This is a genomic window from Streptomyces sp. CB02959, assembly GCF_002803155.1.
In the GTDB taxonomy this organism is placed as follows: Bacteria; Actinomycetota; Actinomycetes; order Streptomycetales; family Streptomycetaceae; genus Streptomyces.
On record NZ_NNBP01000028.1, the window covers coordinates 30,675 to 52,655 of the forward strand.

20 protein-coding genes and 1 pseudogene are annotated in these 21,981 nt (G+C 71.6%); 12 read left to right on the forward strand and 9 right to left on the reverse strand.

From position 1 onward, the window contains the following. Positions 1–59 precede the first annotated feature (59 nt). Positions 60–2,336, reverse strand: a complete 2,277-nt coding sequence (locus CG747_RS35285; RefSeq protein WP_100605973.1) for a VCBS repeat-containing protein — start codon at positions 2,334–2,336, stop codon at positions 60–62. A 266-nt stretch (positions 2,337–2,602) separates the two neighbouring features. After that, positions 2,603–3,316 carry a copper homeostasis protein CutC gene (locus CG747_RS35290; protein ID WP_100605974.1) on the reverse strand — a complete coding sequence of 238 codons (714 nt, stop codon included), beginning with the start codon at positions 3,314–3,316 and terminating at the stop codon, positions 2,603–2,605. A 330-nt stretch (positions 3,317–3,646) separates the two neighbouring features. Here CG747_RS35290 and CG747_RS35295 point away from each other — a divergent pair, with 330 nt between their 5' ends. From CG747_RS35295 to CG747_RS35315, 5 genes are all read left to right on the forward strand, one after another. Beyond that, the gene (locus CG747_RS35295; protein WP_100605975.1) at positions 3,647–4,132 is read left to right on the forward strand and encodes a hypothetical protein; all 486 of its coding nucleotides are present in this window, start codon (positions 3,647–3,649) and stop codon (positions 4,130–4,132) included. Beyond that, entirely contained in the window at positions 4,129–4,866 is a 738-nt protein-coding gene (locus tag CG747_RS35300; protein ID WP_100605976.1) for a hypothetical protein, read from the forward strand. Before CG747_RS35295 ends, CG747_RS35300 begins: the two co-directional genes overlap by 4 nt. A gap of 142 nt (positions 4,867–5,008) precedes the next feature. Further along, complete coding sequence (locus tag CG747_RS35305) at positions 5,009–5,860, forward strand: transporter substrate-binding domain-containing protein (protein WP_100605977.1); 852 nt, start codon at positions 5,009–5,011, stop codon at positions 5,858–5,860. Positions 5,861–5,878: 18 nt separating this feature from the next. Next, positions 5,879–6,562: a hypothetical protein gene (locus CG747_RS35310; RefSeq protein ID WP_100606123.1), complete on the forward strand. Its 684-nt coding sequence runs from the start codon at positions 5,879–5,881 to the stop codon at positions 6,560–6,562. 281 nt (positions 6,563–6,843) lie between these two features. Continuing rightward, entirely contained in the window at positions 6,844–8,166 is a 1,323-nt protein-coding gene (locus CG747_RS35315) for a Cmx/CmrA family chloramphenicol efflux MFS transporter (RefSeq protein ID WP_100605978.1), read from the forward strand. Positions 8,167–8,465: 299 nt separating this feature from the next. Here CG747_RS35315 and CG747_RS35320 read toward each other — a convergent pair whose 3' ends face one another. After that, positions 8,466–8,726, reverse strand: coding sequence for a DUF4031 domain-containing protein (locus CG747_RS35320; RefSeq protein WP_100605979.1), 261 nt, complete (start codon positions 8,724–8,726; stop codon positions 8,466–8,468). Between the two features lies 1 nt (position 8,727). Then, the gene (locus CG747_RS35325; protein ID WP_100605980.1) at positions 8,728–9,090 is read right to left on the reverse strand and encodes a hypothetical protein; all 363 of its coding nucleotides are present in this window, start codon (positions 9,088–9,090) and stop codon (positions 8,728–8,730) included. A gap of 131 nt (positions 9,091–9,221) precedes the next feature. On the opposite strand from CG747_RS35325, the gene CG747_RS35330 reads away from it, so the two are divergent. From CG747_RS35330 to CG747_RS47545, 5 genes and pseudogenes are all read left to right on the forward strand, one after another. Beyond that, positions 9,222–10,154: a MurR/RpiR family transcriptional regulator gene (locus tag CG747_RS35330; RefSeq protein WP_100605981.1), complete on the forward strand. Its 933-nt coding sequence runs from the start codon at positions 9,222–9,224 to the stop codon at positions 10,152–10,154. 248 nt (positions 10,155–10,402) lie between these two features. Then, positions 10,403–11,356, forward strand: a complete 954-nt coding sequence (murQ, locus tag CG747_RS35335; protein ID WP_100605982.1) for an N-acetylmuramic acid 6-phosphate etherase — start codon at positions 10,403–10,405, stop codon at positions 11,354–11,356. A gap of 35 nt (positions 11,357–11,391) precedes the next feature. Then, complete coding sequence (locus CG747_RS35340) at positions 11,392–13,104, forward strand: PTS transporter subunit EIIC (protein ID WP_100605983.1); 1,713 nt, start codon at positions 11,392–11,394, stop codon at positions 13,102–13,104. Positions 13,105–13,159: 55 nt separating this feature from the next. Further along, a pseudogene (locus tag CG747_RS51095) lies at positions 13,160–13,264 on the forward strand (DUF397 domain-containing protein); the annotation flags it as partial. 297 nt (positions 13,265–13,561) lie between these two features. After that, positions 13,562–14,068 (forward strand): hypothetical protein, encoded by a 507-nt coding sequence (locus CG747_RS47545; protein WP_146022202.1) that lies wholly within the window; start codon positions 13,562–13,564, stop codon positions 14,066–14,068. Between the two features lie 118 nt (positions 14,069–14,186). Here the strand turns inward: CG747_RS47545 and CG747_RS47550 are convergent, their stop codons facing one another. Continuing rightward, positions 14,187–14,471, reverse strand: a complete 285-nt coding sequence (locus CG747_RS47550; protein WP_146022203.1) for a hypothetical protein — start codon at positions 14,469–14,471, stop codon at positions 14,187–14,189. 167 nt (positions 14,472–14,638) lie between these two features. Continuing rightward, a complete protein-coding gene (locus CG747_RS35355; RefSeq protein ID WP_308303829.1) occupies positions 14,639–15,547 on the reverse strand; it encodes a DUF998 domain-containing protein in 909 nt (302 codons plus the stop codon). 419 nt (positions 15,548–15,966) lie between these two features. Here CG747_RS35355 and CG747_RS35360 point away from each other — a divergent pair, with 419 nt between their 5' ends. Further along, complete coding sequence (locus CG747_RS35360; protein WP_100605986.1) at positions 15,967–17,472, forward strand: Ig-like domain-containing protein; 1,506 nt, start codon at positions 15,967–15,969, stop codon at positions 17,470–17,472. Positions 17,473–17,515: 43 nt separating this feature from the next. After that, positions 17,516–18,742: a hypothetical protein gene (locus tag CG747_RS35365; protein WP_100605987.1), complete on the forward strand. Its 1,227-nt coding sequence runs from the start codon at positions 17,516–17,518 to the stop codon at positions 18,740–18,742. 187 nt (positions 18,743–18,929) lie between these two features. On the opposite strand, the gene groL is transcribed toward CG747_RS35365, so the two are convergent. The 3 genes from groL to CG747_RS35380 all read right to left on the reverse strand — a co-directional run bounded on the left by groL (position 18,930) and on the right by CG747_RS35380 (position 21,934). After that, positions 18,930–20,552 carry a chaperonin GroEL gene (groL, locus tag CG747_RS35370; protein WP_100605988.1) on the reverse strand — a complete coding sequence of 541 codons (1,623 nt, stop codon included), beginning with the start codon at positions 20,550–20,552 and terminating at the stop codon, positions 18,930–18,932. A 416-nt stretch (positions 20,553–20,968) separates the two neighbouring features. Beyond that, positions 20,969–21,172: a cold-shock protein gene (locus tag CG747_RS35375; RefSeq protein WP_004986573.1), complete on the reverse strand. Its 204-nt coding sequence runs from the start codon at positions 21,170–21,172 to the stop codon at positions 20,969–20,971. 483 nt (positions 21,173–21,655) lie between these two features. Then, positions 21,656–21,934 carry a MoaD/ThiS family protein gene (locus CG747_RS35380; protein WP_100605989.1) on the reverse strand — a complete coding sequence of 93 codons (279 nt, stop codon included), beginning with the start codon at positions 21,932–21,934 and terminating at the stop codon, positions 21,656–21,658. Positions 21,935–21,981 lie beyond the last annotated feature (47 nt).

The following is a 21,981-nucleotide window of genomic DNA, read 5'->3' on the forward strand; positions in this document are numbered from 1 at the left end:
CGGCCACCGGGCGGGGCGCGTCCCTCGGCCGCCCGGTGACCGGGTGACCCGTTCCCCCGTCAGGCGAGTTCGTCGCTCCGGCTCTTGTGGACGCCGGTCAGCTCGCGCGGGGCGAACGGCGCCTTCCAGTTGCCGGTGCCGTGGTAGACGTACACCTGGTCGTCCGATGTGACCACGAGGTCGGCCTTGCCGTCGGCGTCGGCGTCACCGACGCCGACCATCTGGGAGTAGGCGCCCCAGCCCGCGCCGATCCGCACCGGGCGGTCGAAGGTGCCGTCCCCCTTGCCGAGGTACGACCACAGCACCCCGTTCTTGTCCCGCGCGACCACGTCGCCCGCGGGTCCGCCGGCGACGTCGCCGACCGAGGTGATCCGGTCGTAGATGTTCCAGCCGGCGCCGATCCGCACCCGGGGGGCGAACGGCGCCTTCCAGTTGCCCGTGCCCTTGTAGAGCCAGAGCACCCCGGCGGAGTCACGGGCCAGCAGGTCGCCGCGGCCGTCGCCGTCGACGTCGCCGCCGCCGGTGAGCCGGGTGTAGTCGCCCCAGCCGGCGCCGATCCGCACCGGGCCGTCGAAGGTGCCGTCCCCCTTGCCGAGGTACAGCCACAGCACCCCGTCCCGGTCCCGCGCGACCACGTCGCCGTGGTCCGCGCCGGCGACGTTGCCGACGGCCGTGACCTGGTTGTAGATGTCCCAGCCCCAGCCGGCCTTCTCCGCGTCGCGGGTCTTCAGCCGCCCGTTCTCCGGGTCGCGGTAGGTGTCGGTGCGCGTCAGGTCGCCGCCGCTCCTGATGAGCAGGTCCGGCGAGCCGTTGTCGGTGTAGTCGTGCGGGGCGGGCTTGCGCGCGACCTTGAAGGTGCCGCTCGCGCTCAGGTCCGGGCCGACGCCGTTGGTGGGCTTGGCGGTCAGCCGCCAGGTGTAGTCGCCGTTGGGGGCGGCCCGGTCGGGGGCGTAGGAGGGGCCGAGCAGGCCGTCCCAATCGAGCTCGATCCAGGTGGGCTTGCCGGACGTCGACACCTCGGAGTCGATCGGGATCTCGACCTCGCGCTCGACGCCGGAGGCGGTGTGGCGCAGAGTGACGGCCACCTCCTCGACGTTGGGGCGGGAGAGCCGCCAGCGCGCCTTCCAGCGGCCCTTGTCCATCTCGGCCACGGCCGGGACCTCGGAGTCGAGGACGGTGACCTTGGTGGGCTCGCCGGTGCCGGCGATCAGCTTGGCGACCGGCTCGGCGAAGGCCCCGACGGAGACCCGGTAGAGACCTTCGCCGTGTTCGGTCGTGCCGCCCATCACCAGCAGGTCGCCGTCCGGTGTGGGCGTGACGGAGGTGGCGTGGTCCATCACCTTGTGGGCGGCGTACCCGTCGGCGGGCATCGCGTAGAGCCCCTGGGGAAAGTTGGCCCAGCCCTCGTGGACCTTGCGCTTGGTGCCGTACAGCACCCAGTTGCCGACCAGGCCCACCATCGGGTCGTACATGCGGCCGGGCGAGTGGGTCGTCCGCTGCTGGTTGTCGCCGCGCTTCTCCACTTCCAGCTTCATGTCGTCGCGGTTGTTGTTCTCGTGGCCCATGACGGCCACGTGGGTGCCGGACAGTGCGACGCGCGAGAAGTCGGCGCCCAGCGTGTGGTGCGTGACCTTGGCCGAGGCCAGGTCGACCACGATGTACTCGCTGAACAGTGAGCCGATGACGTCGTCCGGCTCGTACCGCAGCACGACCGCGCCCGGTTCGCCCGCCACCGCCGCCATGTCCCGTGCCGGGAAGCGCAGGCCGGTGACCGCCCGGTCGGTCACCTTTCCGCCCACGTTCTCCAGGATGTGGGCTTCCCGGGTCTTCCCGGAGTCCTTCAGCGCGATCACCGACGTGCCGACGGCGCCCGCGTACGAGTAGCCGTACGGCGTGAGGTCGATGACGGTGGACGACCCCGTGGCCATGTCGCGCAGCGTGATCTTCTTGGAGCTGGGCAGATACGGCGCGTCGCCCAGCGCCACGACGTCGGACGCGGTGCCGTGCATCGTGGAGTCCGTGAACGTGCCGTCGTCCCGGGCGAGTTCGGTCGTCTCGCCGTCCGCGTAACGCGTCCACGACACGGTCTCGTCCGCGGCGACGGAGAGGAAGCCGGTGCGTCCCGCACTCAGGATCTCGGAGCCGGGAGCGATCTTCAGCTGCTGCGCGGGGGCGGCCGTGGCCCCGGCGGCGGCCGGGGTGGCGGCGACGGCGGGCGCGACGAGCGGGCCGGCGGTGACCGCGAGGGTCAGCGCGACGGCTCCGGTCAGCAGGCGTCGCGAACGCGCGGAGCGGCCCGGCGTCCAAGGCCGCCGGGATATGACGGGATGGGTCATCTGCCCTCCAGGCGATGGGTCGTGCGGGCCGGAGGGCGCCAGGAGAGAGCGAATCCCCCCAAGCCGTTGGAATTCACTCCCTCTTGCCGATTCCCGTAAATCCTAACAATGGGAGGTCTGACCGTTTTCGGCCGGTTGGGCGGTGGTTGGCCGGTCGACCGCCCGACGGACCGCCAGGCCGGTCGGCCACCCGGCCGTCGAGAGGTCGCCGACCGGGTGGCCGACGCCCGCGAACGGCCCGGCACCTCCTACGACTTGACGTGCCCTCAGGCCGTGGAAGCCACCGGCGCGTCCAGCGCCGCCCGCCACTCCCGCACGGCGGCCGCGTCCACCGGCGCGGCCCATCCTCCGGGGCGGGCCGCGCCGCCGATGTGGAACGCGTCGAGCCCGGCCGCCCGCAGCTCCGGCAGGTGGTCCAGCCGGAGCCCGCCGCCCACCAGGATCCGCGGCGCGTACCCGGGCTCGCCCGCCGCGGTGCGCGCCTGCTCGGCAATCAGCACCGCCAGCCCCGCGTCGACGCCGTCCGCGGAACCGGCGCTCAGGTAGGTGTCGAGCCCGGCCGAGCCTGCCAGCTCCTTGCGGAGCGCATCCCGGTCGACGGCCCGGTCGACGGCCCGGTGGAACGTCCACCGGCAGCCGTCGATCACCTCGGCCAACGCCTTCACCGCCACCAGGTCCGGCCGTCCGTCCGGCATCAGGAACCCCAGGACGAACTCCTCGGCCCCCTCCGCCCGCAGCGCCGCCGCCTCCGCGCACAGCGCGTCCACGTCGCCCGCCGCGAAGCCGTCGGCGGCGCGCAGCATGACCCGCAGCGGAATGCCGACGGCGGCGCGGATCGCGGCGAACGTGGCGCGCGGCGGTGTCAGCCCGTCCGCCGCCATGTCCGCGACCAGTTCCAGACGGTCGGCACCGCCGGCCTGCGCGGCGACCGCATCCTCGGGACCGAGCGCGATCACCTCCAGGAGCGCGCGCTGATTCATACGACCCAACCTTCCGATGACGACCGACGCGGCCAGAGCCCTTGGGGCGGGCGGCCGGGGCGACGCCGCACGCGCTTGCCGCGGCCCGTCGTCCCGACCCCCGCCCCCAACAGGTCTAGTCCAATACCCAGCCTAAGCGCTCCTTGACCACGGCGCCGCCATCCGTCCCGCGACGCGGCCGAAATCCACCCGCCCCCTCCACTCTCGCCACCCCGAAAACCACCCAATGGCACGAGTGTGGATCAGCCCTCGCTTGGGTAACACGCCTTTCCCATAAGGGCGTTGCGTTGACACCTCGCTCACCCATGGCTTCGAGCACGGAGAACCCAGATGTCCGACCTTGCGACCGTATCCGCCGAAATAGCCCCATATCTGGCCTTAGCTGCCAACAGCCTGGGCACCTCCGTCCTCACCGCCGCCCAGGACCGGCTCGCCGAACACACCGTGACCGCCGGCGAGGGCTTCTTCCGCCGCCTGCTGCACCGCCGCGACCACACCACCACCCTCGGCGACGACGACACCACCGCGCCGCGCCTCGACACCGACCGCGCCGACGCCCTGGACGCACTGCTGGCCACCCTCGACGCCGACGACCGCCGACTGCTCGCCGACGCCCTCGCCACCTGGCTGGACTCCCCCGCAGGCGACCGCGACGCCGCCGGCTTCCGCGACCACGTCACCCGGCTCGCCGCCTCCACCGGCCCGCGGACCGTCCACCACCACGTCACCGCCACCGGCGACCACTCCCTCGCCGCCGGGGAGATCCACGGCACCATCAACATGGGAGGCACCCCACGCCCCCAGGGCAACGAATGACCCCCCGCAGACCGCCGCGGCCGGACCCCGAGCACATCCACCACGACACCACCGCCACCGGTGACCACGCGATCGCCGCCGGCAGCATCCGGAACGTCATCATCCGCTGGGTCCTGCAGCACCCCAGCGCCCGCTGGCTGCCGCTGCTCCTGACCTGCGCCGCCCTGATCGTCTCGGGCAGCACCTGGCCGGACGGCCCGGCCTCCCAGTACGTCCTGTGGGGCATCCTGGCCGCCGTCTCCCTCGGCACCGCAACCGGCCGCGTCCTCGTCCAGCGCCCCGCCGACGCCCGCATCGTCGCCGCGCTCTCCCTGGTCTCCGTCCTGGCCACCGTCGGCGGCTACCTGGCCTTCCGGAACGTCGTCACCCACGGCGAGATCGACGTCACGGGGCAGATCACCCCGCCGGTGAAGCGCGCCCTGTCCAACGGCACCCACTTCACCCTGAGCCTGGACGTCGCCACCCCCGAGGAGTCCCGCAACGCCCTCCGCCTCACCCTGGCCATCAACGACAACGACACCGCCGGCCCGACCTGCCGCCCCGGCTCCTCCGCCGACCTCACCCTGCTCGGCTCCGGCAGCACGGCCCAGCCGACGACCGTCCGCCACGGCGGCACCGCCGACTTCCTCCTCGGCGGGCAGGTCCGCACCGTACGGATCGACGTCGAGCTCAAGGCGGGCCAGGGCTGCCTCCTGGACATCCGCACCACACAGGCCACGCTCCACGACACGTGACCGCTCCACACCCGCCACACACACCGGCCACACCGGCCACACCGGCGACACCCGCCACGACATGTGACCGCGCCGCGCCCCTCACCGCAGGTGACCGCGCCGACGCACGTCCAGTACAACGCACGGAAGAAACGGGGACCCCATGACGATCCGCCGCACCACGCTGGCGCCCCTCCTCGTCCTCGCCGCCCTCGCCGCGACCGCCACCGCCTGCGGCTCCTCGGAATCCCTCTTCGACTCCGGCAGGGTCGCGGTGGGTATGAAGGACGACCAGCCCGGCACCAGCTCGATCGAGCACTACCACCCCCTCGGATTCGACGTCGACGTCGCCAACCACGTACTCAAAACACTCAACGTGGAACCGGATTTCGGCGCGGTCCCCTCGGAACTCCGCGGCACCGTACTGAAGAACAAGAAAAAGGACCTGGTCGTCGCGACCTTCTCCATCACCGCCGACCGCATGAAAGACCTCGACTTCGTCGGCCCGTACGCCTCCACCCTCCAGGGCTTCATGATCCGCGCGGACGATCACAGCATCCAGAAGATCTCCGACCTCGACGGCAAACGCGTCTGCACCTGGACGGGCACCACCTCCGTCGACACCCTGAAGAAATACACCGGCAGCAAGTGGTACGAGGCGCCCGACGCCTCCAGCTGCATCGACGACCTCAATACGAAATACGCCAGCGCAGTCTCCACCGACCAGATGATCCTTTATGGATTCACCGAACGGCACAAGAACCTGAAGGTCATCCCCAAACTCACCATCGGTTCCGCGAACCGCTACGGAATCGCCATGGCAAAAGGCCACCGCGCCGACTGCTACAAACTCCGCGACGCACTGCGCGCCTACGTCACCACCAGCGACTGGGACCAGGACTTCAAGTCCTCGCTCCACTCCATCACCGATGCCGACGTCGACTGGCAAGCCCACTACAAACCCACCGCGGACGAGATCGAGCTCTATTCCTGCCGCGACGAACCCGCCCCCTGACCGGGCACAATGGCCGACATGACCGAGTCCCGCCCCGACCTGGCCGCCCGCTGGGCGGCCACCGTGGCCCAGGCCCGCGACACCCGGGCCCACGGCACCCAGCAGCACCCCGACCCCGCCCCGTACGCGGCCAACCTCCTCCGCCGCTGGGCCGAACCGCAGCGCCGCTACCACACCACCGACCACCTCACCACCGTCCTGGACCGGGTCGACGAACTCGCCGCGTACGCCGACGACTTGCCGGCCGTCCAGCTGGCGGCGTGGTTCCACGACGCCGTCTACCGGCCCGACCGCTCCGAGAACGAGGAACGCAGCGCCGCCCTCGCCGAGCGCGCCCTCCCCGAACTCGGCATCGCCCCCGCCCGCACGGCCGAGGCCGCCCGCCTCGTCCGCCTCACCGTCACCCACGACCCGGCCCCCGACGACCACAACGGCGCCGTCCTCTGCGACGCCGACCTGGCCGTCCTGGCCGGCTCCCCCGACGCGTACGCCGCCTACGCCGCCGCGGTCCGCGCCGAGTACGACTTCGTCCCCGACCCGGACTTCCGGGCCGGTCGCGCCGCCGTTCTCCGCCAACTCCTCGCGCTGCCCCGCCTGTTCGCGACCCCCCAGGGACACGACCGCTGGGAGCGGCCGGCCCGCCACAACCTGTCGACCGAACTCGCCCTCCTGGAGAGCGGCACGGGCACCGCCTCCGGCTGATCGCTCCGACCGAGCAACCGGCGGCGGGCTCCGACCGGCCGCTGCGGCCACTCCAACCGCGCCGACCGAGCTCCCAGCGCCGGCCGACCGCTCCGACCGTGCCGGCCGAGCACCGGGCACCGCCTCCGGCTGATCGCTCCGACCGAGCCGGTCGAGCACCGGGCACCGCCTCCGGCCGACCGCTGCGGCTGCGCCGGCCGAGCACCCGCCACGGACTCCGCGTGGCGGACACCACCCCCCGACCGGGAATGCCAGCACCCATTCCCCGGTTGGTACCTGTCATGCCAGCACCAGCCGCCGCCCCTCCCCGCGCCCGCCTCCCCCTCGCCGTCTACGTCCTCGGCCTGTCCGTATTCGCGCTGGGCACCAGCGAGTTCATGCTTTCCGGCATCCTCCAGCCGCTCGCCCGCGATCTCCAGGTCTCCATCCCGCAGGCCGGACTGCTGGTCTCCGCGTTCGCCATCGGCATGGTGGTCGGCGCCCCCGTACTGGCCGCCGCGACGCTCCGCCTCCCCCGCCGCACCACCCTCATCACCCTGCTCGCGCTCTTCGGCCTCGGCCAGGTAGCGGGCGCGCTGGCACCCTCCTACGCCGTCCTCTTCGTGTCCCGGGTGGTCAGCGCCCTGGCCTGCGCCGGATTCTGGGCGGTGGGCGCGGCCGTGGCCGTCTCACTGGTCCCGGTCAACGCCCGGGCCCGCGCCATGGCCGTCATGGTCGGCGGCCTGAGCATCGCCAACATCGCCGGTGTCCCCGCCGGTGCGCTGCTCGGCCAGCACGCCGGCTGGCGCGCCGCCTTCTGGGCGGTGGCGGGGCTCTCCGTGATCGGCCTCATCGGCGTCGTCGCCCTCGTGCCCCACACCGAGGTGCCCACCGGCGAGGACCGCCCCCAGCTCCGCCGCGAGCTGACCATCTACAAGGACAAGCAGGTCTGGCTGGCGCTGATCGCCACCGCCATGAACGGCGCCGCGGTCTTCGCCCTCTTCTCGTACCTCTCCCCGCTCCTGACCGACACCGCCGGACTCGCCGAGAGCTGGGTCCCGACGGTGCTCGCCCTCTTCGGCGTCAGCGCGCTGATCGGTACGTTCATCGGCGGCCGGATCGCCGACGCCCACCTCTTCGGCACGCTCTTCGGCGGAATATCGGCCTCCACCGCCGTCCTCGCCGTCCTCGCGCTGACCGCGCACAGCCCGATCGCCGCCGTGGCCCTCTCCCTCATGCTCGGCGTCACGGCCTTCACCACCGCCCCGGCCCTCAACGCCCGGATGTTCAACGTGGCGAACGCGGCCCCGACCCTCGCCGGCGCCACCACCACCGCCGCCTTCAACATCGGCAACACCCTCGGCCCCTGGCTGGGCGGCCTGACCATCAGCGCCGGCTGGGGCTACCCGTCCGTCGCCTGGACCGGCGCGGCCCTCGCCGCCGTCGCCGTCCTCACCACGGGCCTCGCCTTCCGCCTCCACCGCGCCTCGGCCCCCTCCCGCGTGGTCGCGTCCTCGGCACCCGGACCCGGCGCCGCTTCCGGCACGGACCACAGCACCGGTGCCGACGACGTATCCACCTCGGCATCCGCCCTCCTCTCCGCGGAGACCGCAGAACGCCCCTGACGGCCGCACGGACAACCAGCCGGCCCGCACGAACACCGGCTGATCACGCGCCTGCTCCGCGGACCGACACCCGTACGGAGCGTCGGCGGCGGGGAACCGGGCCGCACCTCCGCCCCGACACGCCCCGACACACCCGGCCCACCGACGGACGGACGGGCGTGGTCTGGTCTGGTCTGGTGACACTGCGAGCGTGCCGGGGGGGTGCGCTGGCCGGAGGCTGCTGGCCGGGTCACCCTCACCCCACCTGGGGGGCCTCCCCCTCCCCCCGCCCACCCCCAGCCCCACCCTCACCCCGCCCCTCACCTCCCCTTAGGCCGCCGCAGTCCTGCCTCCGTGAGGCGGCGCACCAGTTCCTTGGAGCCGACCTCCACCGCCCCCGCCCGCACGGCGTCGGCATAGCGCTCGGCCGGCAGGTCGTAGTGGTCGCGCTCGAAGGCCCGCCGGGGCGCGCCCAGGGCCGCCGCGAAGTGATGCAGTTCCTCGAACGAGTCGTCACTCACGAGGTGCGACCACATGCGACCGTGCCCTGGCCAGTCGGGCGGGTCGATGTAGACCGTCACGTCAGCCCTCCGCCGGCGCGCGCAGCTGCCCGACGGGGGCGACGGCGACCGCTGTCTTCGGGCACACCCAGTGCGGATCCGGGCCCAACTCCGGCTCCACATCGAGCGCGTGCGGGTCTCCGGACTCCGTGCACACCGGGCACAACGGCCAGCGGCCGTACCGCTCCAGCAGTGCGTCCTGTACGTCCTGCGCTATCAGTCCCGCGACGAACGAGGCGCCCTCAGGCCACTGCTCCACCCACCATCGACGATGCGTGACCGCATCCTCGACGAGCGAGACGATCTCGGCGTCCGCTACGTCGTCCGCCATCAGGTCGGCGAGCACCAGTGCTCGCGCGGTGTGCAATGCCTGTTCAAGCTCCATGACCTCATTCTTGCGCGAGGCGGGCGGGCGGCTGAAGTTATCCACAGGCGGGCCGGGTGGCATCGGCGGTCCGTCCACAGGCTTCACGGTCGGTATTGACGCGTCACCGGAGCTGAAAATATCTTTCAGCCATGAGTAGCGGAGTGAAGGAAACTTTCATCGGCGCCCGGCCGGCCTCGGCTCCGGCGCCACCGGCCCCCGCGGCACTGGCCGCCAAGGTCCGCACGCTCGCGCCGACGATGACCCGCTCCATGCAGCGGGTCGCGGAGACCGTCGCAAGCGATCCGGCCGGCTGCGCCGCCCTCACCGTCACCGGCCTGGCCGAGCGCACGGGCACCAGCGAAGCCACCGTCGTGCGCACCTCCCGCCTGCTCGGCTACCCGGGCTACCGCGACCTGCGCCTCGCCCTCGCCGCGCTCGCCGCACAGCAGGCGACCGGCAGCGCGCCCGCCGTCACGGCGGACATAGCGGTCGACGATTCCCTGATCGACGTCGTCGCCAAGCTCGCGCAGGAAGAGCAGCAGTGCCTCGCCGACACCGCCGCCGCGCTGGACGTCACCCAGCTGGAAGCGGCCGTCGCCGCCCTCGCCTCCGCCCGCCGGATCGACGTCTACGGAATAGGCGCCTCCAACCTCGTCGCCCAGGACCTGGTCCAGAAGCTGCTGCGCATCGGGCTGATCGCCCATGCCCACTCCGACCCGCATCTCGCGGTGACCAACGCCGTGCAGATGCGGGCCCGTGACGTGGCCATCGCGATCACCCATTCCGGCCGGACGACGGACGTCATAGAGCCGCTGCGGGTCGCCTTCGACCACGGCGCGACGACGATCGCCATCACCGGCCGCCCGGACGGCGAGATCGCCGCCTACGCCGACCACATCCTGACGACGTCCACCGCCCGCGAGAGCGAGCTGCGCCCCGCGGCCATGTCCTCCCGCACCAGCCAACTCCTCGTCGTCGACTGCCTCTTCATAGGCGTCGCCCAGCGCACCTACGAAACCGCCGCCCCCGCCCTCTCCGCCTCCTACGAAGCCCTGGCTCACCGCCACAACCCCCGCCACTGACCACACCCCACACCGCGGCATCCCGTCACACCGCGGCCGGACCCCGCCGAGGGCGGCCGCGCCACACCCCGCCGCGGCCGGCCGCACCTGCCGCGACGCCCCGTTGCGGGCCGTCGTGCCGCCGGGGCGCGAGTGGGCACAGCGGCACCCACCCGCGGGCAGCCGGAAATAAAGCGGCGCGCCCCGCCCGGCAGCCGCAACCGAGCCCACGCCACCCCAAGGCCCCCGCACCCCAAGGAGCCCGCCCCATGCCACCCACCGACCCCAACTACACAGCGCTCCGCTCCCAGTTGGCCTCCCTCACCACCGAGGCGTACCGCCCCGACCTCGCCGACATCGACCGCCGCCCCACCCTTGACATCGCCCGCCTGATGAACGGGGAGGACACCACCGTCCCCACCGCAGTCGCCGAGCGCCTCCCCGAGATCGCCGCCGCCATCGACGCCACCGCCGCCCGCATGGCCCGCGGCGGCCGCCTGATCTACGCCGGCGCCGGTACGGCCGGCCGCCTCGGCGTCCTGGACGCCAGCGAGTGCCCGCCGACCTTCAACACCGACCCCTCCGAGGTCCGCGGCCTGATCGCGGGCGGCCCGTCCGCGATGGTCACCGCCGTCGAGGGCGCCGAGGACAGCAAGGAGCTGGCGGCCGCCGACCTGACCGCGCTCGCCGTCGCCGACCGCGACGTCGTCGTCGGAATCTCCGCCTCCGGCCGCACGCCGTACGCCGTCGGCGCGGTCGAGCACGCCCGAACGATCGGCGCCCTGACCATCGGCCTGTCCTGCAACGCCGATTCCGCGCTCGCCGCGGCCGCCGAGCACGGCATCGAGGTCGTCGTCGGCCCCGAGCTGATCACCGGCTCCACCCGCCTCAAGGCGGGCACCGCCCAGAAGCTCGTCCTCAACATGATCTCGACGATCACCATGATCCGCCTGGGCAAGACCTTCGGGAATCTGATGGTCGACGTCCGGGCCTCCAACGACAAACTACGGGCCCGCTCGCGCCGCATCGTCGCGCTCGCCACCGGCGCCTCCGACCCGGAGATCGAGGCCGCCCTCACCGAGACCGACGGCGAGGTGAAGAACGCCATCCTCGTCCTGCTCGGCGGCGTCGACGGCCACGAAGCCGCCCGCCTCCTCAACGCCTCCAAGGGCCATCTCCGCGCCGCCCTCCAGTCCGCCACCGGTCACGCCCACCCGAACTGACTTACCGTCAGTCATCCGACAGCAAGGCGCCACACATGACCGAAGACAAGAACCGCGCCATCGCCGCCGCGCTCCTCCCCCTCGTCGGCGGCGCCGACAACGTCACCTCCGTCGCCCACTGCATGACCCGCCTCCGCCTGGGCATCCAGGACCGCACCCTCGTCCAGGACGACGCCCTCAAGGCACTGCCCGCCGTCTTGGGCGTGGTGGAGGACGACACCTACCAGATCGTCCTGGGTCCCGGCACGGTCGCCCGCGTCACCCCGGAGTTCGAACGCCTGGCAGCCGAAACCGCCACCTTCGGTGACACTCAGCAGGAACAATTCACTCTCAGTAATCATTGCCGTAAAAAGGAAGGAAGCGGCGCCCCAGCGGCCCCCACAAAAACCACCCCCCAGCACCCCCGCCCACACAACGCCACCCCCACAAACACCCTCACCCCGACAGCCGCCGCCTCCCCCACCACCGCAGACGCCACCCCCACCGCCACAGCCACCGCCGTCGACCTCGCCGCCCAAGGCGCAGCCCTCAAGGCCCGCCAGAAGGCCCGCAACGCCACCCCCGTCAAACTCTTCCTCCGCCGCATCGCCAACATCTTCGTGCCGCTCATCCCCGCCCTGATCGGCTGCGGCATCATCGCCGGCCTCAACGGCCTGCTCACCAACGCCGGTTGGCTCCCCGCCCTGGTGCCCGCCCTGACCGCCATCGCCTCCGGCTTCATGTCCCTGATCGCGGTCTTCGTCGGCTACAACACCGCGAAGGAATTCGGCGGCACCCCCGTCCTCGGCGGCGCGGTCGCCGCGGTGATCGTCTTCCCCGGCATCGCCAACGTCACCGCCTTCGGCCAGAAGCTCGCCCCCGGCCAGGGCGGCGTCCTCGGGGCCCTCGCTGCCGCCCTCCTCGCCGCCCAGTTGGAGAAGCAGCTCCGCAGACGCATCCCCGAGGCCCTGGACGTCCTCCTCACGCCCACCCTCACCGTTCTGCTGACCGGCCTGGTCACCGTCTTCGGCCTGATGTACGTCGCCGGTGAGGTCTCCACCGCCATCGGCACCACCGCCGACTGGCTGCTCGCCAACGGCGGCGCCCTCGCCGGCTTCCTCCTCGGCGGCCTCTTCCTTCCCCTCGTCATGCTGGGCCTCCACCAGGCCCTCATCCCCATCCACACCACCCTGATCCAGCAGCAGGGCTATACGACCCTCCTCCCGATCCTCGCCATGGCCGGCGCGGGCCAGGTGGGCGCCGCCCTCGCCGTCTACCTCCGCCTCCCTCGCAACCGCGCGATCCGCACGACGATCCGTTCCGCCCTCCCCGCGGGCTTCCTGGGCGTCGGGGAGCCCCTGATCTACGGTGTCTCCCTCCCCCTCGGCCGCCCCTTCGTCACCGCCTGCGTCGGCGGCGCATTCGGCGGGGGCTTCGTCGGCCTGTTCAACCAACTCGGCGACGCCGTCGGCTCCACCGCCATCGGACCCTCCGGCTGGGCCCTCTTCCCCCTGGTCAAGGGCAACCACCCACTCGCCACGACGATCACCGTCTACGCCCTCGGCCTCCTCATCGGCTACGCGGTCGGCTTCGCCGCCACCTACCTCTTCGGCCTCAGCAAGCAGCAACGCGCGGACCTGAACACGACCCCCGAGGCACCGCACACCGTACGGAAAGGCGAAGCCGACGCGGCACCCCCGACACCCCCCGACACCCCCCGGCGAACGGACCCGGACCCCCGGAACACCGCCCTCGAAGGAATCGGGTAAGCAGCCACCCCGGGGTCCGGGTCCGTTCGCTGATACGACGGAGTCGGACAACCGCCTGGAAGTCTCCGACGACCACGCCGTCGTCGCCCCCGTTCGCGGCTCCAAGGATCCGCGCGGCCCGGCGCTCGTGTTTCGGGCGGCGGCATGGTCCACGTTCATCGACGGCATCAAGGTGAGCCACCCAACTCCGGCCGCCCCCGCAGCCCCGGACCGCCCCCGGGGCTCAAGCCTCGTAATCCGAGCCCTCTTTCCAAGGAACGGGCGGACGGGTCAGTCCCCCCCACCCTCCCCCGCGCCCCAACTCCCGCTCACACCAGGTCAGATGACGTTCCGTAGCGGGCTTGCCACGCGGCGTCCCACCCGTCTGGCGCGCGCAGCAACAAAACAACCCCGGCAGGTGCGCCAACACCTCGCCGGGGTCTCACCATCAAGATCGATGCAAGAGGAAACCGATCTCGTGGCTGACGAAAACTCTAGCCTTCCCACGGCCGCATACGCAGCCCCCCACCCCCTCGCCAAACCAGGTTTCGGCAAACGCGGCGCCCCGGACCAACACCCCCGCCGCGCCACCGACTTCGATCACTTCCCCCGCCGCGAGGCGTCCATCGCCGCATACCTCGACCGGCTCCCCGAAGGGGCCGACGTCTCGGTGAAGACGTTGGCCAAGGTGCTGCCGGACTACGGGCAGTGCGCCCTCCGCACCGCCCTGCGCCGGTTGTCGGACGCCGGTCACCTGCGGCGGTTCACCGAGACGTTCATCGGCAGCGGCGGCAGCCCGCAGTGGGTGACCCGGACCTACTTCTCCCGTACGGCGCGGGACGACTCCTGGTGGGCGGCCTTACCCGCCGGGAACGTGCCGCAGGCCGAACCAGACGAGCACCAACCAGCGGACCCCGCCCCCTCCGCCCGCACAACCCCGCCTACGCGCTTCTCGCGGGCCTCGGCCGGGCCGAACCCCGCCTGACGCTCTCGGCGGCCGACTGCACCTCGCTGGCGCCGTACGTCGCGGAATGGCTGGCCAGGGGCGCTTCACCGGACCAAGTCCTGGCCACGTTGACGGCCGGGCTCCCCACCCCCGTCCATCACCCGGCCCGGTTCGTCCTGTCCCGGCTGACGGCCAAGTTGCCGCCCGTCGTCATCACCCAGGCCCCCACCGCACCGGCAACCACGCCCGCCACGCCGGCCGCCGCACCCACCACACCGCTCCGCATCATGGAGTGCACCGTCTGCCGCGCGCCGGGACGCCCGGCGGCACTCCCCGGCGGCATCTGCCGCGACTGCCGGAGCGAAACCGGCGCGACCGCCGAGACCGCCGAGACCGGCCAACCCAACGGGACCACCGCGACCAACACCACCACCAGCCCCACCCGCCCCACCAAGACCACCGCCCCCAACCCCCCCCATCCAGCCCCACCCACCCCGAACCACCCCACTCCGACCCAACCCACCCCCACCCAACTCACCCCCGCCCGGCTTACTCCGACCCACCTAGCTCCGGACCGGCCTTCCCCTGCCCGACCTGCCCCGGACCGACCTACCCCGGACCGGCCGTCTCCTGACCGCCTCGCTCCGGACCGTCCAGCTCCGCCCCGCTTCGCTCCGGACCGCCTCGCTCCGGACCGCCTCGCTCCGGACCGGGTCCGTTCCCGCGCCCGGCAGGTTCGGTCCGCCATACGCGCCTGAGTCCTTCCACGTACCGCTCCCAGGGGCCGTCCCAGTGGCCGGCCCAGCGTCGCCGTCGGCGGGCCGAGCGGCCCAACTCCCAGGCCAGCAGGGCGAACCACACGCCCACCAGCGTCAGGTGGGCGCGCTGCGGGATGCCGTGCCAGCCGGGGTGGCCGATGAGCGGGCCGATGGTCAGGATCGCGGCGGGCATGGCCACGGCCAGGACGCGCGGGCCCCAGCGGCGGACCAGTGGCATGGGGGGACGCTGTACGGCGGCGGCGCGGCTGAGGGTGGCCATCGAGGCGAAGAGGAAGAAGTGGGCGAAGGCGCTGGTGGCGGTGTGCCAGGGATGGACCGCCACGCAGCCGGGCTCCACCGAGGGGGCGCAGGTCATGGGGAGGATGACGTCGGCCAGTGAGGAGAGGCCGAGGCCGACCAGTGCGAGCCAGCCGGTGCGGGCCCAGCGCCCGTGGCCGGCGGGTGTGCTGCGTGCCAGGAGGGCGCCGGTGATGACCAGGAGTGCGCAGCCGCTCTCCAGGCCGCCGAAGAGGTGGCGCAGTGGCTGGTCGGCGGCGTAGAGCTCGCTGACGTAGGAGTGGCGGGGGTCCAGGCCGGTGCGGAGGCGGAATTCCAGCAGCCACCAGTTGTAGAGCAGGGCGGCGACGGCGAAGAGGAAGGCCGCCGTCGCCTCTCGGCCTGCGTAGCGGGTGGTGGGGGTGACCACGGGCTCGTAGACGGTGCGGGCACCGGTCCGCGTGGGGTTCGGGACGTTCGGCACGGGCGGGTCCTGTTCCGGGTGGGGGCGGGGGCCTAGTGCGAAGGTTCTCCCTGGCAAAGCCCTCTCCATTGGCGCGCCGGTCGGAGGCGCGCCGAGCCTTCACCCGTCAGGCCCAGCCAATCCCTTGATCACATGATCCAGCCAATTGCGGCATCGGGTTTGAGGCTCTGTCGGGGCGCCGGACGATCACTGGGCGACCGGTTTCCGAGCGTTCCTGATCAAGGGAACACGCGTTCGCGTGAGCAATGCATCATTCTCGATCGATCGCCGATCACGCTTCCGTATAGCGGCGATCATGACTATCCACTTACGACCTGGTGCGGAGAGTGACGGACCCGCTGTCATTGCCTCGCCGGGATACGGATGCGAACCACAACGGCTTCGCCCCGGCACCTGACCCGCGGGGAGGAACCACAGCAATGGTCCAGACACAGAGCACCGCGCACCGGCGCAACGGGCACGGGGAGAGCGGCCGCCGCATCAGCGCGGCGGTGGCCTGCGCGGCGGTGGTCGGCTCGGTGGTGTTCGTCGGCGCCCCGGCGGCCCAGGCCGCCACGCCCACGGTGCTCACCATGAACGGCTCCACGGTCACGGGCGCGGCGTACGCCGGTACGCAGGCGCAGAGTTTCCACCTGGTCAAGCAGGGCGACGGCAGTTGGGGCGTCCGCAACAGCTACTCCGGCAAAGTCCTGAACATGAACGGCTCGACCGTCACCGGCCAGACCTACAACGGCACCCAGCCGCAGAGTTTCAACCTCGTCAAGCAGGGCGACGGCAGCTGGGGCATCCGCAACAGCTACTCCGGCAAAGTCCTGAACATGAACGGCTCGACCGTCACCGGCCAGACCTACAACGGCACCCAGCCGCAGAGCTGGCAGCTGGTCAAGCAGGGCGACGGGAGCTGGGGCATCCGCGCCTTCTACGGCGGCGACCGGCTGCCGCAGGAGCCGAAGGCGGAGAACGACGCGGCGGTCGCCGAGCCGGGCAGGGAGACCACCGTCAACGTCCTCGCCAACGACCGGGGGACGGGCACCACCACCTCCGCCGGCCTGCGCGTGACCGCCGTCGCCAAGCCCGAGCACGGCACCGCCGAACTGCGCGACGGCAAGGTCGTCTACAGCCCGGACCCGGGCCACACCGGCTGCGACAGCTTCGCCTACACCGTCACCGACGAGCTGGGCCAGCGGTCCACCGCGACCGTCCACATGGCGACGGGTGCGGTGAACGACTCCTCGCCGGGCGCGATCTCCGGCACGGCGGTCGCCGTCGACGGCTCCTCGGTCGGCACCGCGCCCTACCAGGACGGGGCCGGTGCGCAGTCCTTCACCCTGGTCCGGCAGGGCGACGGGAGCTGGGGTCTGCGGCACCGGGGCACCGAGGGCGTGCTGACCGTCCGCGGCCCGGGTCAGGTCTCCGTCGAGCCCTACGCGGGCAACGCCAACCAGAGTTTCGACCTCGTCGCCCAGGGCGACGGCAGCACCGGCATCCGCAACACCTACTCCGGTCTGGCGCTCACCGTCGCCGGGTCGTCGGTCACCGCGCGGCCGTTCAACGGCACTCAGCCGCAGAGCCTCCAGCTCGTGGACCGCGGCGACGGCACGTACGCGATCCTCACCTACTACGGCAGCACCCGTGTCGCGCAGAACCCGGTCGCCCGGGACGACGCGGCGCAGGCCCGCCCGGGTGCCCCGGTGACGATCGACGTCCTCGCCAACGACACCGACGGCGGCTCCACCACGGCCGGCGGCCTGACCGTCAGCGGTGTGGACGCCCCCGCCAACGGCACCGCCACCGTCCGGGACGGCAAGGTCGTCTACACGCCCAACTCCGGCTTCTCCGGCTGCGACGCGTTCACCTACACGGTCACCGACAGGCGCGGCCAGACGTCCACCGCCACGGTCTCCGTCGTCACGCCCGCGAAGTGACCAGCGCGCACCGGCTCCCCCCTCCCGCACGGAAGGAACGCCCATGAGCACCACGGAAGAACAGGCCGCCGCGGCACTGAAGGCCGCCGACCCGGTCCTCCTCGCCACCGGTGCCAGGACCGCCACCGCTCCGGCCCCCGCCCCCGACGAGACCTGGCAGCTGCCCGGCGGCACCGCCTGGGTCTACTACGGCGAGGGCCACCAGGGCCTGGTCCGGCCGGTCCTGATGGCCGACGGGTTCAACACCGGCCCCAGCGACCTCGACCTGTCCTGGGAGCACCTCAACCGGCGCGGATTCCCGCTCCTGGACGAGCTCCGCCGCCGTCGCCGGGACGTCGTCCTGGTCGGCTACGACGAGCGCAGCGCCTCGATCCTCGACAACGCCCGGGTCGCCACGGCCGCCATCGACCGGGCGCTCGCCCAACGCCTCGGCGGCGAGCGGCTGGTCGTCGGCGGTTTCAGCATGGGCGGCCTGGTCACCCGCTACGCCCTCGCCAAGCTGGAGGACGAGGGCATCGACCACCAGACGGCCGTCTACTTCTCCTGGGACAGCCCGCACACCGGCGCCTGGATCCCGCTCTCCCTGCAGGCGTTCGCGCACTACATCAGGAAGTTGGACAGCCGCTTCTCCGACCAGATCAACAGCCCGGCCGCGCAGCAGCTGCTGTGGCGCCACCTCTCCCACTGGGAGGACAAACCGGGCCCCAGCCCGCTGCGCACCGACTTCCTCGACCGGCTCCAGGAGGTGGGCAACTGGCCGCGGCTGCCCCGCCTCCTCGCCCTCTCCAACGGGCCGGGCGACGGCTCCGGCAACGGCATCCGGCCGGGCGTCGAGGCGGTCGTCGGCAAGGGCCACGCCGTCTACGGGACGGAGTTGCGCACCCAGTCCGAGGGCGACGACGAGCTGGTGGCCAAGCTCCGGGTGGTCACCGTCCCGACCCGCGAGGTCCGTACCAGCGGGCTGCCCGACATCGACGGCGCCCCCGGCGGCACTCTCGACGGCTTCGGCATCCTCGCCGACGAGCTCGACAAGCTGGCCCCCATCCTGGGGTTCGCCGTGGAGAACCCGGTCCGGGCGCACTGCTTCGTCCCGGCGGTGAGCGCCGTCGCCGTTCGGGAGCCGGGCAACCACGCCGACCTGTACCTCCCGATCGACGAACTCGCCCCGGACGAGAGCCCCCTGGACGACTTCGTCCTGGCCTCGCGGAACGAGGAGCACACCCTGATCACCGAGGAGCTGTCCAGCTGGCTCCTCGACCGCCTGCCGTAACACCGGCCGTGGCACGGGCCGTGGTATCGGCCGCAACAAGGGCCCGACCATCGGCCGTAGGCCCGTAGGCCCATAGGGCGAGGGGCCCGGAGAGAAAACGCCGCCGGGGCGGTACCCCCTGGGAGAGGGGGTACCGCCCCGGCGAACGAGCGGACGTTGATCGACCGGCGGCCGGAGCCGCGGTGGATCAGAAGTCCATGTCACCGCCCGGCATGCCGCCCGGAGCGGCCGCGGCGGCCTTCTCCGGCTTGTCGGCGATGACGGCCTCGGTGGTGAGGAACAGCGCCGCGATGGAGGCGGCGTTCTGCAGCGCGGAGCGCGTGACCTTGGCGGGGTCGATGATGCCCTCGCCGATCATGTCGACGTACTCGCCGGTCGCGGCGTTCAGGCCGTGACCCGGAGTCAGGTTGCGCACCTTCTCCACGATGACGCCACCCTCAAGGCCGGCGTTCACGGAGATCTGCTTGAGCGGGGCCTCCAGGGCCAGCTTCACGGCGGCGGCACCAGTGGCCTCGTCGCCGTCCAGCTCCAGCTTCTCGAAGACCGAGGAAGCCTGCAGCAGGGCCACGCCGCCACCGGCGACGATGCCCTCCTCGACGGCCGCCTTCGCGTTGCGAACGGCGTCCTCGATGCGGTGCTTGCGCTCCTTGAGCTCGACCTCGGTCGCGGCACCGGCCTTGATGACGGCCACGCCGCCGGCCAGCTTCGCGAGGCGCTCCTGGAGCTTCTCGCGGTCGTAGTCCGAGTCGCTGTTCTCGATCTCGGCGCGGATCTGGTTGACCCGGCCCTGGACCTGCTCGCTGTCGCCGGCACCGTCGACGATGGTGGTCTCGTCCTTGGTGATGACGACCTTGCGGGCGCGGCCGAGCAGGTCGAGACCGGCGTTCTCCAGCTTGAGGCCGACCTCCTCGGAGATGACGGTGCCACCGGTGAGGATGGCGATGTCGCCGAGCATGGCCTTGCGGCGGTCACCGAAGCCGGGCGCCTTGACCGCGACGGACTTGAAGGTGCCGCGGATCTTGTTGACGACCAGGGTCGACAGGGCCTCGCCCTCGACGTCCTCGGCGATGATCAGCAGCGGCTTGCCGGACTGCATGACCTTCTCCAGGAGAGGCAGCAGGTCCTTCACGTTGCCGATCTTGGAGTTGACGATGAGGATGTAGGGGTCCTCGAGCGCCGCCTCCATGCGCTCCATGTCGGTCGCGAAGTACGCCGAGATGTAGCCCTTGTCGAAGCGCATGCCCTCGGTGAGTTCCAGCTCCAGACCGAAGGTCTGGGACTCCTCGACGGTGATGACGCCTTCCTTGCCGACCTTGTCCATCGCCTCGGCGATCAGCTCGCCGATCTGCGGGTCGGCGGCGGAGATGGACGCGGTGGAGGCGATCTGCTCCTTGGTCTCGATCTCCTTGGCCTGGTCGAGCAGCGCACCGGAGACGGCCTCGACGGCCTTCTCGATGCCGCGCTTCAGGGCCATCGGGTTGGCGCCGGCGGCGACGTTGCGCAGGCCCTCGCGAACCAGCGCCTGGGCCAGGACGGTCGCGGTCGTCGTGCCGTCACCGGCGACGTCGTCCGTCTTCTTCGCGACCTCCTTGACCAGCTCGGCGCCGATCTTCTCGTACGGGTCCTCCAGCTCGATCTCCTTGGCGATGGAAACACCATCGTTGGTGATCGTGGGGGCGCCCCACTTCTTCTCAAGGACGACGTTGCGGCCCTTGGGGCCGAGGGTGACCTTGACGGCGTCGGCGAGCTGGTTCATACCGCGCTCAAGGCCGCGCCGCGCCTCCTCGTCGAACGCGATGATCTTGGCCATGTGAAGTGGTCCCTCCGGACTGGGGGTGGAAATACCGGACCGTGTTGGCGCCCGCGACGGACGGCCTGCATACCGTGTGGTTCCTTGCCCCACCTGGCGTGCGGGCCTCACCGACCCGGTCCACATTCAGCACTCTCACGGGGAGAGTGCTAACGCAATGATTAGCACTCGCACCCATCGAGTGCAAGCGCTTGACGGCCGGACCCCTCGTCCGTGAGACGGTCGGGCCCCCGCCCGCGAGACGATCGGACCCCGCCCCCGAGAGGATCTGGCCCCGCCCCCGAGGCAGCTATCTCCGCCCGCGCGCCCGCGTACCATCCCCGCGGGGCACCTGTGACGTCCGGGAACGACAGAAGGCCCGCAACCCCGTGTTCGGGGATGCGGGCCTTCTTGCAACGATGCAGTCGGCCGCCGCCTCAGGCGGTGACCCGGACCATGTCCGCCTGTGGTCCCTTCTGGCCCTGCGAGATCTCGAACTCGACTCGCTGACCCTCCTCCAGGGTGCGGTACCCGTCCATCTGGATCGCGCTGTAGTGGACGAAAACATCCGCACCACCGTCGACCGCGATGAAGCCGTACCCCTTCTCCGCGTTGAACCACTTGACGGTGCCCTGAGCCATGCCTAACTCCCCTATTACTGGCCCTTGCGCAGGACCGCACTCCGCGGACCCGGGTCAGACCTCACCCCACCGGAAATGGTCCGTGGGATGTGCGCCGGAACGCGTCGACCGCCGCTGAATGTATCCGGACCAATGCCCAGCGCAACAGGTCAATCGGACGAGAATTCTGGCGCCGGAGAATCGGCCGTATGCGCTCAAATCCCTTTATCTCAGGCCAAGTCGGGCCAGGAATAAGCCGCGCAAACGACAAAACGCGCACACAACTTGCGCACAAGTCACCGCGATCTCATATGCGTTCGGCATGCACGCGGAGATAACCGGAGGGGGATCACCCCAATGGTATCCCCTTTCACAACACGGAATTGCCCCGTCCGTTTCGTACGGACGGGGCAATTTCCGGTCACTACCGGCAAAGAGTTGGCGCAAATTCGATCGGCGCGTTCAATGCCCGGAACGGCGGGAGCACCGGCGCCGGCCGCGGGGTCAGCAGCCGCCCGCCACCGCAGGAATGATCGAGACGCCCGCACCGTCCGGGGTCGGCGTCTGCAGGCCCTGCTCGAAGCGGACGTCGTCGTCGTTGACGTAGACGTTCACGAAGCGGCGCAGCTTGCCCGCGTCGTCGAGCACTCGGGCCGCGATGCCCTGGTGGTTCTTCTCCAGGTCGGCGATGACCTCGGAGAGGGTCGCGCCCTCGGCGGCCACCTCGGCCTCGCCGCCGGTGTACGTGCGCAGGATGGTGGGGATGCGGACCTTGACGCTCATGGTTCTGCCTTCCGGGAAGTACGGGTGCGGGATCGGGGCGGGGGACC

Bases quoted from the DNA above. Each gene is read 5' to 3' on its own strand.
- CG747_RS35285 (WP_100605973.1), bottom strand. From the start codon at position 2,336: ATGACCCATCCCGTCATATCCCGGCGGCCTTGGACGCCGGGCCGCTCC.
- CG747_RS35290 (WP_100605974.1), bottom strand. From the start codon at position 3,316: ATGAATCAGCGCGCGCTCCTGGAGGTGATCGCGCTCGGTCCCGAGGAT.
- CG747_RS35295 (WP_100605975.1), top strand. From the start codon at position 3,647: ATGTCCGACCTTGCGACCGTATCCGCCGAAATAGCCCCATATCTGGCC.
- CG747_RS35300 (WP_100605976.1), top strand. From the start codon at position 4,129: ATGACCCCCCGCAGACCGCCGCGGCCGGACCCCGAGCACATCCACCAC.
- CG747_RS35305 (WP_100605977.1), top strand. From the start codon at position 5,009: ATGACGATCCGCCGCACCACGCTGGCGCCCCTCCTCGTCCTCGCCGCC.
- CG747_RS35310 (WP_100606123.1), top strand. From the start codon at position 5,879: ATGACCGAGTCCCGCCCCGACCTGGCCGCCCGCTGGGCGGCCACCGTG.
- CG747_RS35315 (WP_100605978.1), top strand. From the start codon at position 6,844: ATGCCAGCACCAGCCGCCGCCCCTCCCCGCGCCCGCCTCCCCCTCGCC.
- CG747_RS35325 (WP_100605980.1), bottom strand. From the start codon at position 9,090: ATGGAGCTTGAACAGGCATTGCACACCGCGCGAGCACTGGTGCTCGCC.
- CG747_RS35330 (WP_100605981.1), top strand. From the start codon at position 9,222: ATGAGTAGCGGAGTGAAGGAAACTTTCATCGGCGCCCGGCCGGCCTCG.
- murQ (WP_100605982.1), top strand. From the start codon at position 10,403: ATGCCACCCACCGACCCCAACTACACAGCGCTCCGCTCCCAGTTGGCC.
- CG747_RS35340 (WP_100605983.1), top strand. From the start codon at position 11,392: ATGACCGAAGACAAGAACCGCGCCATCGCCGCCGCGCTCCTCCCCCTC.
- CG747_RS35360 (WP_100605986.1), top strand. From the start codon at position 15,967: ATGGTCCAGACACAGAGCACCGCGCACCGGCGCAACGGGCACGGGGAG.
- CG747_RS35365 (WP_100605987.1), top strand. From the start codon at position 17,516: ATGAGCACCACGGAAGAACAGGCCGCCGCGGCACTGAAGGCCGCCGAC.
- groL (WP_100605988.1), bottom strand. From the start codon at position 20,552: ATGGCCAAGATCATCGCGTTCGACGAGGAGGCGCGGCGCGGCCTTGAG.
- CG747_RS35375 (WP_004986573.1), bottom strand. From the start codon at position 21,172: ATGGCTCAGGGCACCGTCAAGTGGTTCAACGCGGAGAAGGGGTACGGC.
- CG747_RS35380 (WP_100605989.1), bottom strand. From the start codon at position 21,934: ATGAGCGTCAAGGTCCGCATCCCCACCATCCTGCGCACGTACACCGGC.